The sequence below is a fragment of the Myxococcus sp. AB025B genome (assembly GCF_006518215.1).
Taxonomy (GTDB): domain Bacteria; phylum Myxococcota; class Myxococcia; order Myxococcales; family Myxococcaceae; genus Myxococcus; species Myxococcus fulvus.
Genome location: NZ_SRLW01000263.1, coordinates 1 through 13,867 on the forward strand (window position 1 = coordinate 1; position 13,867 = coordinate 13,867).

Here is a 13,867-nt window from a genome sequence, read left to right on the forward strand (position 1 = left end):
GGCCTGGGGCGCGGGCTCCAGGGCGGGGCCCTGCTGCAGCTGTCTCCAGATGACGAAGCCGCCCACGACGAGCAGCGCGACGGGGCCCAGCCAGACGAACCAGTTGAAGCCCTCGGCCTTGGGCTCCAGGAGGACCCATTCGCCGTAGCGCGACACGAAGAACTCGACCACCTCCTGGTCGCTCTTCCCCTCGGAGACGAGCTCCCGGACCATGTCCAGCTGCGCGCGGGCCATGGAGGACGGGCTGTCGGAGATGGAGAGGCCCTGGCACACCGCGCAACGCAGCGTCTTGCCGAGCTTCTGGACGCGCTGCTCCAGGGCCGGGGCGAGAGGCTCGCTCGCGGCCTGCTGGGGCGCGAACTGGCCGGTGACGAGGCCGAAGGCGAGGGTCAGGGACAGCAGGGCGGCGGTCATCGGAACTCCCGGAAGCCGTCTTAACTAGCGCTACCGCCCGGTGTTGGACAGCGAAACCTGAGCGCCGGGCGCCTGCCCCGCTTCCCGGCCTGTAGGTGGGCATCCGTCACGGCCGGGCAGGCGCGGGCCCGGGCGGGGCACGGCCGCGGCGCAATGGTTGGTCGCCCGGTTCGTTCCCGGTGGAGCATGGGACGCCGCCGGGCCGGCTCGGATGGAGCGGGGCGATTCAACTTCCTTGGAGAGCGGAATGAAGCTGGCTTGGATGGATGCGGGTGTCGCGGTGGGCCTGGGGTTCTTGTTGGCGGTCTCCCCGGCGGACGCGGCGAGCCGCAAGGACAAGGAGGCGATGGAGCGGCTGGCGGCGAGGTACCACGCGCTCAACCAGTTCAACGGGAGCCTGCTGGTCGCGGACGAGACGGGCATCGTCCTCAAGAAGGGCTACGGCCAGGCGAACATGGAGTGGGGGATTCCCGCGGGGCCCGACACGAAGTTCCGCATCGGCTCCATCACCAAGCAGTTCACCGCCACGCTCATCCTGCAGCTCGTGGGTGAGGGCAAGGTGGGCCTGGAGGACCCGGTGACGAAGCACCTGACGGACTACCGTCAGGACACGGGCTCGCGCGTCACGGTGACGCACCTGTTGAACCACACCTCCGGCATCCCCAGCTACACGTCGAACCCGAAGTTCGGCGACGTGGCCAGAGACCCCTTCACCGTCGACGCGTTCGTGAAGGAGCACTGCTCGGGGGACCTCCAGTTCGAGCCGGGGACGAAGTACGCGTACAACAACTCGGGCTACTTCCTCCTGGGCGCCATCATCGAGAAGGTGACGGGCAAGACGTACGCGCAGGTGCTGGAGGAGCGCATCTTCAAGCCGGCGGGCATGAAGAACACGGGCTACGACGTGTCCGCGACGGTGCTGCCCAAGCGCGCGTCGGGGTACGACTTCAAGTCGGGCCAGTACGTCAATGCGGACTACCTGGACATGGGGTTGCCGTACGCGGCGGGCTCCATCTACTCGACGGTGGAGGACCTGTACCTGTGGGACAAGGCGCTGCAGGGCACCTCCCTGTTGTCGGAGGAGCTGAAGAAGAAGATGACGACGCCGGGCCTGGACCAGTACGGCTTCGGGGTGTCGCTGGAGCCGTTCAGGCTGGATGACGGCAAGACGAAGCTGGCGGCCGTCTACCATGGGGGTGGCATCAACGGGTTCAGCGCCTTCTTCGTGCGGGTCCCGGAGAAGAAGCAGGTCGTCGTCGCGCTCTCCAACGTGGGACGCGGCGCCAGCCCCCGGCCGCTGTCCGCTGGCGTGCTGAGCATCCTGAACGGCGTCACGCCGAAGCAGCCGCTCAAGTCCATCGCCGACGAGGTCTCTCGCATCCTGGCCACGGGCACCGCGCAGCAGGCGCTCGCCACGTACCAGCAGCTCAAGGGCAGCAAGGCGGGCGCCGAGTACTTCTTCGGCGCGGGCGAGCTCAACCGCGTCGGGTATGACCTGCTGCGCACGGGCCGCGTGCCGGAGGCGATTGAAGTCTTCAAGGCCAACGTGGAGCAGTTCCCCGAGGACGGGAATGTCCACGACAGCCTGGGCGAGGCGTACCTGGCCCAGGGGGACAAGGCCCTGGCGAAGGCGAGTTATCGCCGCTCGCTGGAGCTGGATCCGTCCAACACGAACGCGGAGAAGGTGCTCAAGGAGATGGACGCGCCCGAGGCGAAGAAGGCCCCCTGAGCCGCGCGGTGGCTTCATCGGGCTCGCGTGATGACACGTCACGCGAGCCTTTGACGTGTCTGGCGCCGGGCCGGACACGTCAGGGCGGTTTCACTCGGGGTTTGAGCCCCAACGATTTGGCTGGGATAGAAGGCGCGCGGTGCGGGCACCGGGGCTGCACTGCGGCCCGGAGATGTTGGCTCGAAAGCACCTGACACCTCGGCTCGAGGCGCGCCTGCGCGCCTGCACCACCCGGAATGGCTGGACGTTGAAGGCGGCGCTGCGCAGTGGCGCGGAGCAGCCGGACTCGCGCATCGGCATCTACGCCGGGGACAGCGAGTCGTACGCGACGTTCGCTCCGTTGTTCGACCCCATCATCCAGGAGCTCGCGGAGGGCTCTTCACGGGGGCACCGCAGCGACTTCTCGCTGGAGGGGCTGCCGCTGGAGGACCTGGACCCGAGCGGTGAATACGTCCTCTCGACGCGCATCCGAGTGGGGCGCAACCTGGCGCGCTACGCGTTCCCTCCGGCCATCCACGCGGAGGACCGGAGGCGACTGGAGGTGGAGGTCGTCGAGGCGCTCGCGGGGTTGCCCGACGAACTCGCGGGCGTCTATCGGCCCCTGGGCGAGCTGAGCGACGACGAGCGGGAGGAATTGCAGGCGCGGCATTGTCTCTTCTCCTCGGAGGACCGCTTCCTGGAGAGCGCGGGCGCGTTGAGGGACTGGCCAGAGGCGCGCGGCATCTTCACGTCGGCGAGCCAGCGCCTGCTGGTCTGGGTCAACGAGGAGGACGCCCTGCGCGTCATCAGCATGCAGCCGGGGGGAGACCTGGCGCGGGCCTTCCTCCGGCTGCGCGGAGCGCTGGCGTATCTCGACGACCGGCTGGAGTTCGCGTGGGACGCGGAGCGCGGATATCACACGTCGTGTCCGACGAACCTGGGCACCGCCATGCGGGCTTCCGTGCACGTGCGCCTGCCCTGTCTGTCTTCAGCGCCCGGGTTCGAGGCGCGCTGCAAGGCATTGGGGCTCGCCGTGCGAGGACTCCACGGCGAGCACTCCGAGCCGGAGGACAGCGTGTATGACCTCTCCAACGAGCACCGGCTGGGGGTCTCCGAGCGGGACATCTACGCGCGGCTCCACGCGGGCGTGCGGCGGCTCATCGAGCTGGAGCAGACGCTGCGGAGGACCCGGCGCCAGCGACGACGGGCGCGCGGGGGCTGATGCGCTCAGCGCTTCGCCACCAGCCGGTTCTCGCGTCCGCGCTCCTCGTAGTCGGGCCAGCCGAAGACACCCTCGGAGTCCTCGACTCCGAGCTCCGCGGTGTCCGATGCGCGCAGGGCCTCGAGCTGGCCGCTGTCGCGCAGCTCGAGCAGCATCGCGACGAGCATCTTCCCGAGGTGCTCCTCCAGTCGCGCATGCGCCTCGGGGGTGCCCCACGTCCCATCCTCGCGGGCCGCGAGCTTCACGCCGTCGAGGCCCACCAGCGCCGGCTTGTGCTCCATCACGTCCGGCCAGCGGGGGACGAGCAGCTCCGCGAAGTCGTCATGGGTCATGCCTTCGCCCGGTTCGGACTCCGGGTTCAGGTCGAAGCCCACGTTCAGCGCCCCGTTGTCGGTGGAGTACCGGAGCGCCAGCCGCTGCACGGGCCGCGGGTCCTTGTGGCTCCGCGCGAAGTCCTTCACCGCCTTGGCCAGGAACCTCGAGACGCGCGCCTGCTCCTTGCCCAGGTCCAGCGGGGCGACCTTCTTCTTCGGCGGAAGCTCGACGTAGTACGACGCGCGGAAGGCGCCCTCGGTGCCCTCCCACGGCGCCAGCGCGATGAACGCCTCCGTCTGGTGGCCCTTGTCGCTCTTCAACACCAGGTCACACCAGTACGTGGGTTGCGGGTGCAGGCGCGTGGTGCGGAAGATGGACCACTTCGGCTGCACGAAGGGCTTCAGCTTCGCGCTGTGGACTCGGTAGCCGCTCGTGCCGAGCCCGCGGATGAAGCTGTCGTTCTGCTTGGGCGGGCCTGACCCCGGGAAGTCGGGATGCTCGTGGGCCCGCAGGGCGGCCCAGTCACGCGCATCGAACAGCTCACGCCAGCGGTCCACGAAGGCGACCGCGCCAGGGGGGAGGGGAGGGGAGGACGACATGCCTCCGCTCTACCTCAACGGCCGCGAGGCTTGGGCTCCTCCTCGTCGTCCGGAGACATGTCATCCGGGTTTCCCTCGTCGTCCGGGCCCATGTCATCCGGGTTTCCCTCGTCGTCCGGATACATGTCATCGGGGTTCGGGTCCTCGACACGCTCCGTCTCGTCGATGCCGTCGTCATACGCGGGCGCGGGGGCCAGCGCATCCCGCGACTCCCGCAGCTGACGGACCACCTGGACGCCCATGGCCGCCAGGCCCACGACGAAGATGAGCGGCCCGGGTGACAGCTTCAGGTGCAGCAGCGCCCACAAGAGCCCCACGCCCAGCGCGCCCACTGGCGCGAAGCGCGTCCACGCGGGGCGGGACACCTCGGGCCTCAGCGCGAGCAGCGCCAGCACCGACAAGAGCAAGAGCTCCACCAGCACCGCGCCGGACAGATCCCAGCCCGTCAGGGTGATGGTGCCCGCGTTCGCGGAGTACAGGACGTCATCCGCGGCCCGCTGCGCGCCGATGACCCGCAGCTCCGGCGGACCCGAGGGCACGGGCGCGTCCGGCACCTCCGGCAGCGTGCTCAGCGTGGCCCACGGCGCGAACAGCGTCAGCAAGGCCAGTCCCACGCCGCCGAGCGTGAGCACCGACGGCATCACCAGCAGCTGGCGCAGGTCGAACCAGCGCGCGAGCACGCCGTCGGGGCCGGCAATCACCTTCCGCCACTGGTCATGGATGATGAGCCCGGAGGCCAGCAGCCACAGCACGGGCATCACGCCAACCCCGAGCATGCGGAAGCTCAGCGCCGCCAGCAGCGCGCAGAAGGCCGCGGGAATCTCCGGGCGGTAGAGCACCTCCGGCAGGAGCTTCGTGACGCCCTGGGCCTCGCCCGCGAGCTTCAGCTCCCGCGCCAGCGTCAGCACCGCGCCCACCACCGCGAGCAGCGCGCCCACCACGCCCACGCCGTCGAAGGAGGGGAGGATGGAGAGCGCCAGCGCGAACGACAGCACCGCCAGCCCCACGATGCTCTGCGAGTGCGCCGGCACGCTCGCCAGCCACCTGGGCCCGTCGTAGCCGGGGCGCGACTGGCCCGGGTCCGTGTCCTCCGCGGTGTCGTGGGCGCCCGCGGGCACGTAGGCGGCGCCCTGGCTGTGGGCCTCCGCCTCGTCGAGGATCTCCGCCGCGTAGGACGGCTCCTCCATGGCCCGCCGCGTGGAGTTCGTCCGCAGCGCGGGGCGCGAGCCCGTCAGCCCCTGGGGGCTCTCCGGCATCTTGCCGCCGCAGTTCTCGCAGTACTTCAGCCGCGCGTTCGAGGACTCACCGCACTCCGGGCACCGCATGAACCCACCTTGCTGTGCGGAGGGCGGGGGGAGCCCTCACGGTCAACGCAAGTCGTGGAATAACACGAGGTTTTCACCGGAAGCGAGAGGCCCCCGGTGAAGCGCGGGTGACGGTTGCAGCTCCTACGGACGCTGGGCCTCGGCGGCGGACGGGCTCGCCGTGGTCAGCTCGCGGATGCGCCGGGTGAGCGACTCCGGGTCGATGGGCCCCACGTGCTTGCCACGGATGGTGCCCGCCGGGTCGATGAAGTACGTCTCCGGCACCCCCGCCACGCCGTAGCTCACCGCCATGCGCGAGCGCGGGTCGATGAGCTGCGGGAAGCTGTACCCCTGGCGCCGCAGGAAGGCGCGGGCGTTGTCCTCGGAGTCCTCGAACACCACGCCCAGGAACACCGCCTGCGAGCCGTACTCGCGCTGGCCCCACTCGAGCACCGGGTGCTCGTACTGGCACGGCCCGCACCACGACGCCCAGAAGTTGATGACCACCGGGCGGCCCTTCAGGTCCGCCAGGCTCACCTTCTCGCCGGTGTCCAACGAGCGCAGCACGAAGTCCGGCGCGGGCTTGCCCGTCAGCATGAAGGGCACCTCGTGCGGGTTTTGCCCGAAGCCCTTGTAGAGCACCGTGAGCAGCGCCACGGAGAGGACGACGAAGCCCAGCGTGTAGCGCCAGCGCTTCATGCCGCCCCCCGTTCCGCGTCACCCCCGGCGAGGCTCGCGCCGACCTCCGCGCTCGACAGCGCCACCGCCGCCTTGCGCCGCGGCCAGATGGCGATGAGCGTGCCCAGCACCAGCAGCGGGATGCTCCACCAGATCCACCCCACGAGCGGGAAGACCCAGACGTTGAAGCTCGCGTTGCCGGCCTGCTCGGAGAACGCCATCAGCGAGACGTAGAAGTCCTCGCCGGCCGTCTCGCGCACCGCGGGCGTGCCGATGGGGTCCGTGCTCCGTTCGTAGTAGTTGAGCCGGGGCTTCATCTCCGTGACGGCGCCGCCCGGCGTCGTCACCTCCACGCGCGCGGCGACGAAGGTGCGGTGCGGCTCCTCGCCGCTCATCAGCCCCAGGTACTTCAGTTGGTAGCCGTCGAGCTGCATCGTCTGGCCCTTTTTCAGCGTGCCGGACGTGTGCTTGACGTACGCGGACGACGCGGCCACCGCGACGATGATGAGGACGATGCCCAGGTGCACCACGTAGCCGCCGAAGCGGCGCTGCGCCTTGGTGGCGCTGGTGACGAGCGCGGTGAACAGCCCCTCCTTGCGCTCCGACATGCGCACGCGCACCGGCGCCACCAGCTCGCGCACCGTGATGACGGTGACGAAGCCCGCGAGCCCGAAGGTGAGCAGCGGGTAGACGCCGCGCAGCCCCACCGCGAAGCACACCGCGGTGACGATGAGCCCCACCACGGCGGGGATGATGAACTGCCGACGCAGCGTGGCCTTGTCCGGCGTGCCCCACGGCAGCACCGGGCCCACGCCCATCAGGAACAGCACCGCGATGCCGCCCGGCACCGCCATCTTGTTGAAGTACGGCTCACCCACGCTGACGCGCACGCCGCGCACCGCCTCGGATACCAGCGGATAGAGCGTGCCCAGCAGCACGGTGAACGTAATCGCCACGAACACCAGGTTGTTGACCAGGATGCTCGCCTCGCGTGACACCAGCGAGCTCATCCGGCCTTCGGGCACCAGCAGCGGCCCGCGCACCGCCAGCAGGCCGATGCACAGCACCAGCAGCACGCCCAGGAACACCAGGAACGTGGGGCCGATGTCCGACTGGGTGAAGGAGTGCACCGAGTTGAAGATGCCCGAGCGCGTCATGAACGTGCCCAGGATCGTCAGCACGAAGGACGCCAGCGCGAGCGACAGCGTCCACAGCTTCAGCATCCGCTTGCGCTCCTGCACCATCGTCGAGTGCATGAACGCGGTGGCCGTCAGCCACGGCAGGAAGCTGGCGTTCTCCACGGGGTCCCACGCCCAGTAGCCGCCCCAGCCGAGCACGGCGTAGGCCCACCACGCGCCGAGGATGATGCCGATGGACAGGAACAGCCAGGCGACCAGCGTCCAGCGCCGCAGGGGCGCCATCCACGCCTCGCCAATCTCCCCGCGCAAAAGCCCCGCCACCGCCACGCCGAACGGCACCGTCATGCCCACGTAGCCCAGGTAGAGGAAGGGCGGGTGGATGACCATCAGGATGTGGTTCTGCAGCAGGGGGTTGGGCCCCGGGCCGTCCGGCGGCACCGGCGACACGGCGCCCCAGGGGTTGGCGGGGCCGGCGATGAGGAACGTGAAGAACACGCCCACCGCCAGCATCGTGCCCAGCGCCAGCGACATGTAGCGCGCGTGCTCGCGGCGGTGCAGCCACGCGAAGGCCGCCACGTACGCGCCCATGATGAAGCCCCAGAAGAGGATGGACCCCTCCAGCGCGCTCCACAGCGACACCACCGTGTAGAGCAGCGGCGTGTCCCGGCTGCCCACCTGCGCCACGTACTTCACGCTGAAGTCGTGCGAGACGAGCGCGTACACCATCACCAGGTTCGCGGCGATCATGCAGCCGGCGAAGCCCCACACCGCGCGCATCACCCACGGGAAGCCCGCCTCGCTGCGGCGCAGGCCGGTAACGAGGCCGACCAGCGCGCCGAAGGTCGCGAACGCGAGCCCTCCGAGCACCAGTCCGTATCCAAGCGAGCCGTTCACCGCGCCTCCGCTCCGGGCGTCGCGCTCGCCGTCGTCGTGCCGTCCGACAGCGTCTCACGCCACTTGTTCGGGTCCTCGCCCTCCTTGGGGGCGCGGTACTCGTTCGAGTGGTTCACCATCAGCCGGTTGGAGCTGAACACGCCGGAGGCGTCGTACGTGCCCTCCACCACGACGCCAATCTTGTCGCGGAACATCTGCGGCGGCGTCTCCGTGGAGCGCACCAGCACGCTGGCGGCGCCCTCCGTCACGTCATTGGCGACGCGGAAGTGCAGGGTGGTGTGCTCGGCGTTCCACTGGATGCTGCCCGGCTGCACCACGCCGCCCAGGCGGATGGTGGCCGTGTAGGCCTTGTCCCCCTGGGCCAGCATCTCCGACGGGCTCCAGTAGTAGACGAGGTTCTCACCGATGTTGCCGAAGGCGACGAAGCCCAGGCCAGCTCCCGCGACGAGCAGGGCTCCCAGGGCGAAGATCCGATTACGGGCGACAGGCGTCATGACAGCTCACTCCTTCGCGTCCTGCGAGGCCTGGGGCCGGCGCAGCCAGAGGGACAGCGAGTAAAGCACGAGCGCGGCCACGGTGATGCCGTAGCAGGCCCAGACATAGCCCCAGCCCCCCTGGATGCGGCCACTTCCCACCTGGCCCGCGGCCTGGGCGAGGACTCCCAGCGTCGTCAGCGTCGTCATGGTCAGGCCACCTTCGGGGTGTTGTGGACATCCGGCGCGCCCGCACCGGGCAGCGCGTCCGGCAGGGCCACCTCCGCCCGGCGCTCGGCCAGGGCGATGCGGTAGCGCTGGATGAGCAGGGCGATGGTGATCATCAGCATCCCGATGGCCGCCACTCGCAGGGGCAGCACCATCTGCGGATCCACCGTCTTGGGGCTCGACTGCACCTGGTGCAGGCTTCTCCACCAGCGCACCGAGAACCAGACGATGGGCAGGTTGATGGCGCCCAGGATCGCCACCACCGCGCTCCACGTCGCGCGCTTGTCGGGGTCCTCCACGAAGCGCCGCAGCACCAGGTAGCCGGTGTACGTCACCAGCATGATGGCCTCCGACGTCAGGCGCGGATCCCACGACCAGTAGACGCCCCACGTCGGGCGGCCCCAGATGGCCCCCGTCACCATGCCCAGCGCGCCCAGCACCAGCCCCACCTCGGCCGCCGACTCCGCCAGCGAGTCCAGCTTCCAGCCCGGCCTGGACTTGAGCAGGTGCGCCACCGCCATCACGAAGTTCAGGAACATGGCCAGCATGGCCACCCACTGGAGTGGCACGTGCACGTACATGATGCGCTGCACGTCACCCATCTCCCGGTCCGGAGGTGCCCACGCCAGGCCCAACCACCAGCCCGCCGCGAGCACGCCCAGGCCCACCACCGGGAGGCCCCACTTGATGAGCTTGTTCATCCGTCAGTCCTCGATGATGCGAGGGAAGAGCATGAAGCCCACGCCCCAGTAAATCAGATTGAAACCGAGCAAAAGCCCCAGCCATGAGCCCAACTGATTCATGGGGTCTCCCTGCAACACGAGGGTGGTCGCCTTGGCCGCGGACAGCAGGGCAGGGATGACCAGCGGGAACAATAGCAGAGGCAGGAGCACATCCCTTGCCCGGGCATTGCTGGAAATCGCGGCGTACACCGTCCCCGGTGCGCTGAGGGCCAGGCTGCCGAGCAGCAGGACACTGCCCAGGTCCACCGCGCCCATGACCACCCGCACGCCGTACAGGGCGACCATGACGGGCAACAGGAGGATGCCCAGCGCGACGAGGAGCAGCGCGTTGCCCAGGGCCTTGGACAGGTAGATGGCGCGGGGGTCCGCGGGGGCCAGCCGCACGCCGTCCATGCAGGCGTTCTCGGACTCGACGCGGAAGGACTCGCCCAGGGCGAGCACGCTGGCGAAGAGGATGGCCAGCCAGAAGTAGCCGCCGGCGTTCTTCTCCAACAGGCGCGTGTCCGGGCCCAGCGCGAAGGAGAACATCAGCAGGGTGGCCAGCGCGAAGAAGACGATGGCGTTGAGGCGCGCGCGGGTGCGCCACTCGATGAGCAGGTCCTTGCGCAAGAGGGCCAGCGTGGCGCCCATGAGCCCGATGGGCCGGGGGCGCGGGGGGCTTGTTGGCAGATTCACGCCGACACCGCCCGTCCGTCCCGCAGGTGCAGGCGCTCCTCGCACAGGGACAGGCCCTGGTCGATGAGGTGCGTCGCCAGCACCACCGTGACGCCGTCCGCCTTGAGCTGGGCGATGATGCCCTCCATCTCCCGGATGCCCTCCGGGTCCAGCTCGCCGAAGGGCTCGTCCAGCAGCGCGATGGCCGGGGCCTTCATCAGCAGCCGGGCGATGGCCAGGCGCTTTCGCATGCCGGCGCTGAAGCCGCGCACCGGGTTGTCCGAGCGCTTGCCCAGGCCCACCCGTGCGAGCAGGCCCTCCGCCGCGTCCTTCGGCGAGGGGTGTCCCAGCAGCCTTGCCAATACGGTGAGGTTCTGGTGCGCGGTGAGGTCTTCGTAGAGGAAGCTGGCGTGGGACAGGAGCGCCACGTCGCGGCGCAGCTCGTCGCGGTGCACGACGGCGTCCTTGCCCAGCACCTCCACGCGGCCCGCGGTGGGGCTCAGCGCGGTGGCGAGCATGCGCAACAGCGTCGTCTTTCCGGAGCCGTTGTGGCCGGTGAGCAGCAATGAGCGTCCGGCGGGGAGCGCGTACGTCAGTCGCGCCAGCGCCCAGCGACGTCCATAGCGCTTGCTGACGTCATGCAACGCGAGCGCGGCAGCGGCGGAGTGGGGAGTCATCGGGAGCCTCGTTCGTATCCGGAATCGCAACTGTCATCCAGTGAAACCCGGGCGGCTGGCCGGCCAGGGGTGGGGCGACCCTGAAGACAGGAAAGTTTTTCCAATGGGTGGGGCACGGTGTGCCCGCGTGGTCCGCCGTGTTTCCCTGGTGCAACGTGTCCAGCCGTCGTCATCCCTCTCGTCCCGCCGGGCGTCCCCCCGAGCAAGGACGTCGGGCGCCTGAATCGGCTATGGCATCACCCCTGCAATGGCTCCCGCGCGAGTTGGAAGTTCCCTGAGGGGAACGTGGGCCAGGGGTTCCTTTTCCGCGGAGGGCGTGATGGCAACGGCGAGGGTCTTGCGGAGGGCGGTCAAGGCGGCGACCGCTGGCGTGCTGCACTACAGCGGCATGCGTCGGGCGATGGCGGCCTATCGGAGGGTGCAGTCGGGTGGCCGGCGCATCCTCATCGTGAGTTATCACCGCGTGGTGAGCGACTTCACCGGGGAGCTTCAGCGCTCCATCCCGGGGCTGCTCATCAGCCAGGAGACGTTCCGGCGTCATCTCGAGGAGGCCTCGGCGGCCGGCTTCGAGCTGGCGTCGATTGGCGACGCGGTGGATGTGATGTCGGGCCGGAGGGTGGCGAAGAAGGACCTGTGCGTCATCACCTTCGACGACGGGTACCGGGACGTGTACCGGTACGCGTACCCCATCCTGAAGCAGATGGGCGTGCCGGCCATCACCTATCTGCCAACAGCGTTCATCGGCACGAAGCGGCGGTTCAACCATGACCGCCTCTTCCACCTGCTCAGGCGCGCGCAGGAGCGGCACTACCACCCGGTGTACGCGGCGCTGCCGGAGGCGTCGATGGAGCTGCTGGGCCCCATCCTCTCCGGACAGAAGACGGTGTCCGCGGCGCTGGATGACTTCATCGGGGAGCACCCCACGCGGGTGCTGACGGCCATCATCGACGCGCTGGAGCAGCAGCTCGGCGGTGGGCAGGACCTGGTGCCCGAGCAGGGCGACGTCATGAACTGGGACGAGGTGCGCCGCATGGCGCGCGACGGGTTCGAGTTCGGCGCGCACACGCTGGGGCACACGGTGTTGACGCTGGAGCCGCAGGCGGTGGTGGAGCAGGAGATCCTCGAGTCCAAGCGGACCATCGAGGCGGAGGTGGGCATCCAGGTGCGCGACTTCGCGTACTGCAACGGGTGGTACTCGGACGAGGTCATCCGCGTGCTCGCCGCGAACGGCTTCCGCTCGGGCGTGACGACGGAGGACCTGCCCAACCGCATCGGAGGAGATCCGTTCACCCTCAAGCGCAAGGTGCTGTGGGAGAACTTCAGCCTGGGGATGCTCGGGGACTACTCGTCGCCGCTCACCGGCTGCCAACTGGATGACTGCTTCGGGTTGCTCGGCGTGAGCCGCCCGGTGCCGGGGCGCAGGACGCACTCCTTCCGCGGCGGCCTGGTGGGCAACGTGCTGGCGACGCCCGACGGAGCGGCCCTGAAGGAGGCTCCGTGAGCGGAGCGGCATCACCGGCGGCGGCGGGGGGCTCGTTCCTCGGCCGCGCCGGTCCCCTGGTGTTGGCCCGGCTGTTCACCGCCGGGCTGACGCTGTCCATTCCGCTCGTGCTCGCCCGGGTGCTGAACCTGGACGAGTACGGCACGTACTACCAGCTGTTCCTCATCGCCACGACGCTCTACTACGTGCTGCCGTTCGGCGTGGTGCAGAGCCTGTACTACTTCCTGCCGCGCACCGGCGAGAAGCGGCCGTACCTGGGACAGACGCTGCTGTTCATGTCGGGCGCGGGCCTGGTGGGCGCGCTGCTCGTCTTCGCGTTGATGGGCCCGGTGGCGGGGTGGTTCTCCAACCCGCGGCTGCTCGACTACCGCTGGGAGCTGGCGGCCTACACGGCGCTCCTGCTGGGCAGCTTCCCGCTGGAGGTGTCGCTCACGGCGCAGGGGCGCACCAAGGCCTCGGCCGTGGTGTACCTGGTGTCGGACGCGGTGCGGGCCTCGGTGATGGTGCTGCCGCCGCTCCTAGGCTTCTCGTTGCATGGGCTGATGGTGGCGGTGTGTGGCTTCACGGCGCTGCGCTTCGCGGCGACGTGGGTCGTCTGTCTGCGCGGCGTCACGGGCCCCTTGGTGAGCGGGCCGCTGCTGCGCGCGCAGCTGGCGTACGCGGCGCCGTTCGGCGCGGCGATGTTCCTGGCGATTCCGCAGCAGAACGCGCACCTGTACATGGTGGCGGGCGCGGTGGCGCCGGCGATGTACGCGCTGTACCGCGTGGGCTGCTTCCAGCTGCCGGTGGTGGACCTGCTCTACACGCCCACCAGCGAGGTGCTGATGGTGCGCCTGGGGGAGCTGGAGCGGGAAGGGCGCCTGGAGGAGGGCGTGGACGCGTTCCGCGAGGCGGCCGGGAAGCTGGCGTACGTGTTCCTGCCCTTCGCGGCGTTCCTCTTCGCGGCGGCGCCGGAGTTCATCGGCGCGCTGTTCGGTGAGAAGTTCCTGCCGGCCGTGCCCGTGTTCCGCATCAGCGTGCTCGGGGTGGTGCTCTCCATCCTGCCCATGGACGGGACGCTCAGGGCGCGCGGGCTGACGCGGGCCATCTTCGTGTCGTACGCGGTGAAGGCGGCGGTGACGGTGCCGCTGGTGTACTTCGGCGTGAAGCACCTGGGGATGATGGGCGGCATCGGCTCGTGGGCGGTGGCGGAGGTGGTGGGCAAGGTGCTGCTGCTCACCCGGATTCCGGCGGCGCTGTCCACGCCCCGACGCTCCTTGCGTCTGGTGGACGTCATCCCGTGGCGGGAGCTGGGGCGCGCGTCGCTGGCGGCGGGGGC

General features: G+C 69.7%; 14 protein-coding genes. 4 read left to right on the plus strand and 10 right to left on the minus strand.

The window, feature by feature from the left end; all coding sequences use genetic code 11:
* Window positions 1-414, minus strand: a 414-nt coding sequence (locus tag FL311_RS32685) for a cytochrome c-type biogenesis protein (RefSeq protein ID WP_141331410.1), incomplete at its 3' end; no start/stop codon positions are given.
* A gap of 247 nt (window positions 415-661) precedes the next feature.
* Between FL311_RS32685 and FL311_RS32690 the strand changes: the two genes are divergently transcribed.
* Together FL311_RS32690 and FL311_RS32695 are read left to right on the plus strand one after the other, a co-directional pair.
* Window positions 662-2,143: a serine hydrolase gene (locus FL311_RS32690; RefSeq protein ID WP_141331412.1), complete on the plus strand. Its 1,482-nt coding sequence runs from the start codon at window positions 662-664 to the stop codon at window positions 2,141-2,143.
* A 139-nt stretch (window positions 2,144-2,282) separates the two neighbouring features.
* The gene (locus FL311_RS32695; RefSeq protein ID WP_228557236.1) at window positions 2,283-3,344 is read left to right on the plus strand and encodes a phosphagen kinase; all 1,062 of its coding nucleotides are present in this window, start codon (window positions 2,283-2,285) and stop codon (window positions 3,342-3,344) included.
* A 5-nt stretch (window positions 3,345-3,349) separates the two neighbouring features.
* Here FL311_RS32695 and FL311_RS32700 read toward each other — a convergent pair whose 3' ends face one another.
* The 9 genes from FL311_RS32700 to ccmA all read right to left on the minus strand — a co-directional run bounded on the left by FL311_RS32700 (window position 3,350) and on the right by ccmA (window position 11,048).
* The gene (locus FL311_RS32700; RefSeq protein ID WP_141331414.1) at window positions 3,350-4,258 is read right to left on the minus strand and encodes a hypothetical protein; all 909 of its coding nucleotides are present in this window, start codon (window positions 4,256-4,258) and stop codon (window positions 3,350-3,352) included.
* A gap of 14 nt (window positions 4,259-4,272) precedes the next feature.
* Window positions 4,273-5,583, minus strand: a complete 1,311-nt coding sequence (locus FL311_RS32705; RefSeq protein WP_141331416.1) for a zinc ribbon domain-containing protein — start codon at window positions 5,581-5,583, stop codon at window positions 4,273-4,275.
* A 123-nt stretch (window positions 5,584-5,706) separates the two neighbouring features.
* Window positions 5,707-6,261, minus strand: coding sequence for a TlpA disulfide reductase family protein (locus tag FL311_RS32710; protein ID WP_141331418.1), 555 nt, complete (start codon window positions 6,259-6,261; stop codon window positions 5,707-5,709).
* Window positions 6,258-8,273: a heme lyase CcmF/NrfE family subunit gene (locus FL311_RS32715; protein WP_141331420.1), complete on the minus strand. Its 2,016-nt coding sequence runs from the start codon at window positions 8,271-8,273 to the stop codon at window positions 6,258-6,260. The genes FL311_RS32710 and FL311_RS32715 overlap by 4 nt, the downstream gene beginning before the upstream one ends.
* Entirely contained in the window at window positions 8,270-8,767 is a 498-nt protein-coding gene (locus tag FL311_RS32720) for a cytochrome c maturation protein CcmE (protein WP_141331422.1), read from the minus strand. Before FL311_RS32720 ends, FL311_RS32715 begins: the two co-directional genes overlap by 4 nt.
* Before the next feature lie 6 nt (window positions 8,768-8,773).
* Window positions 8,774-8,956 (minus strand): heme exporter protein CcmD, encoded by a 183-nt coding sequence (locus FL311_RS32725; protein WP_141331425.1) that lies wholly within the window; start codon window positions 8,954-8,956, stop codon window positions 8,774-8,776.
* Between the two features lie 2 nt (window positions 8,957-8,958).
* Window positions 8,959-9,675 carry a cytochrome c biogenesis protein CcsA gene (gene ccsA, locus FL311_RS32730; protein ID WP_141331427.1) on the minus strand — a complete coding sequence of 239 codons (717 nt, stop codon included), beginning with the start codon at window positions 9,673-9,675 and terminating at the stop codon, window positions 8,959-8,961.
* A gap of 3 nt (window positions 9,676-9,678) precedes the next feature.
* Window positions 9,679-10,347 carry a heme exporter protein CcmB gene (locus FL311_RS32735; RefSeq protein ID WP_141331437.1) on the minus strand — a complete coding sequence of 223 codons (669 nt, stop codon included), beginning with the start codon at window positions 10,345-10,347 and terminating at the stop codon, window positions 9,679-9,681.
* Between the two features lie 41 nt (window positions 10,348-10,388).
* Entirely contained in the window at window positions 10,389-11,048 is a 660-nt protein-coding gene (ccmA, locus tag FL311_RS32740) for a heme ABC exporter ATP-binding protein CcmA (RefSeq protein ID WP_141331429.1), read from the minus strand.
* 400 nt (window positions 11,049-11,448) lie between these two features.
* Here ccmA and exoL point away from each other — a divergent pair, with 400 nt between their 5' ends.
* Together exoL and FL311_RS32750 are read left to right on the plus strand one after the other, a co-directional pair.
* Window positions 11,449-12,549 carry a spore coat polysaccharide deacetylase ExoL gene (gene exoL / locus FL311_RS32745; RefSeq protein ID WP_342394556.1) on the plus strand — a complete coding sequence of 367 codons (1,101 nt, stop codon included), beginning with the start codon at window positions 11,449-11,451 and terminating at the stop codon, window positions 12,547-12,549.
* Window positions 12,546-13,867: lipopolysaccharide biosynthesis protein (locus FL311_RS32750; protein WP_141331433.1), on the plus strand; the 1,322-nt coding region annotated here is incomplete at its 3' end. The genes exoL and FL311_RS32750, both read left to right, overlap by 4 nt.

What these genes read in the sequence shown, in the direction of transcription:
- FL311_RS32700 (WP_141331414.1), bottom strand. Translation starts at nt 4,258, where the DNA reads ATGTCGTCCTCCCCTCCCCTCCCCCCTGGCGCGGTCGCCTTCGTGGAC.
- FL311_RS32735 (WP_141331437.1), bottom strand. Translation starts at nt 10,347, where the DNA reads ATGGGCGCCACGCTGGCCCTCTTGCGCAAGGACCTGCTCATCGAGTGG.
- FL311_RS32720 (WP_141331422.1), bottom strand. Translation starts at nt 8,767, where the DNA reads ATGACGCCTGTCGCCCGTAATCGGATCTTCGCCCTGGGAGCCCTGCTC.
- FL311_RS32725 (WP_141331425.1), bottom strand. Translation starts at nt 8,956, where the DNA reads ATGACGACGCTGACGACGCTGGGAGTCCTCGCCCAGGCCGCGGGCCAG.
- ccmA (WP_141331429.1), bottom strand. Translation starts at nt 11,048, where the DNA reads ATGACTCCCCACTCCGCCGCTGCCGCGCTCGCGTTGCATGACGTCAGC.
- FL311_RS32705 (WP_141331416.1), bottom strand. Translation starts at nt 5,583, where the DNA reads ATGCGGTGCCCGGAGTGCGGTGAGTCCTCGAACGCGCGGCTGAAGTAC.
- ccsA (WP_141331427.1), bottom strand. Translation starts at nt 9,675, where the DNA reads ATGAACAAGCTCATCAAGTGGGGCCTCCCGGTGGTGGGCCTGGGCGTG.
- FL311_RS32710 (WP_141331418.1), bottom strand. Translation starts at nt 6,261, where the DNA reads ATGAAGCGCTGGCGCTACACGCTGGGCTTCGTCGTCCTCTCCGTGGCG.
- FL311_RS32690 (WP_141331412.1), top strand. Translation starts at nt 662, where the DNA reads ATGAAGCTGGCTTGGATGGATGCGGGTGTCGCGGTGGGCCTGGGGTTC.
- exoL (WP_342394556.1), top strand. Translation starts at nt 11,449, where the DNA reads ATGGCGGCCTATCGGAGGGTGCAGTCGGGTGGCCGGCGCATCCTCATC.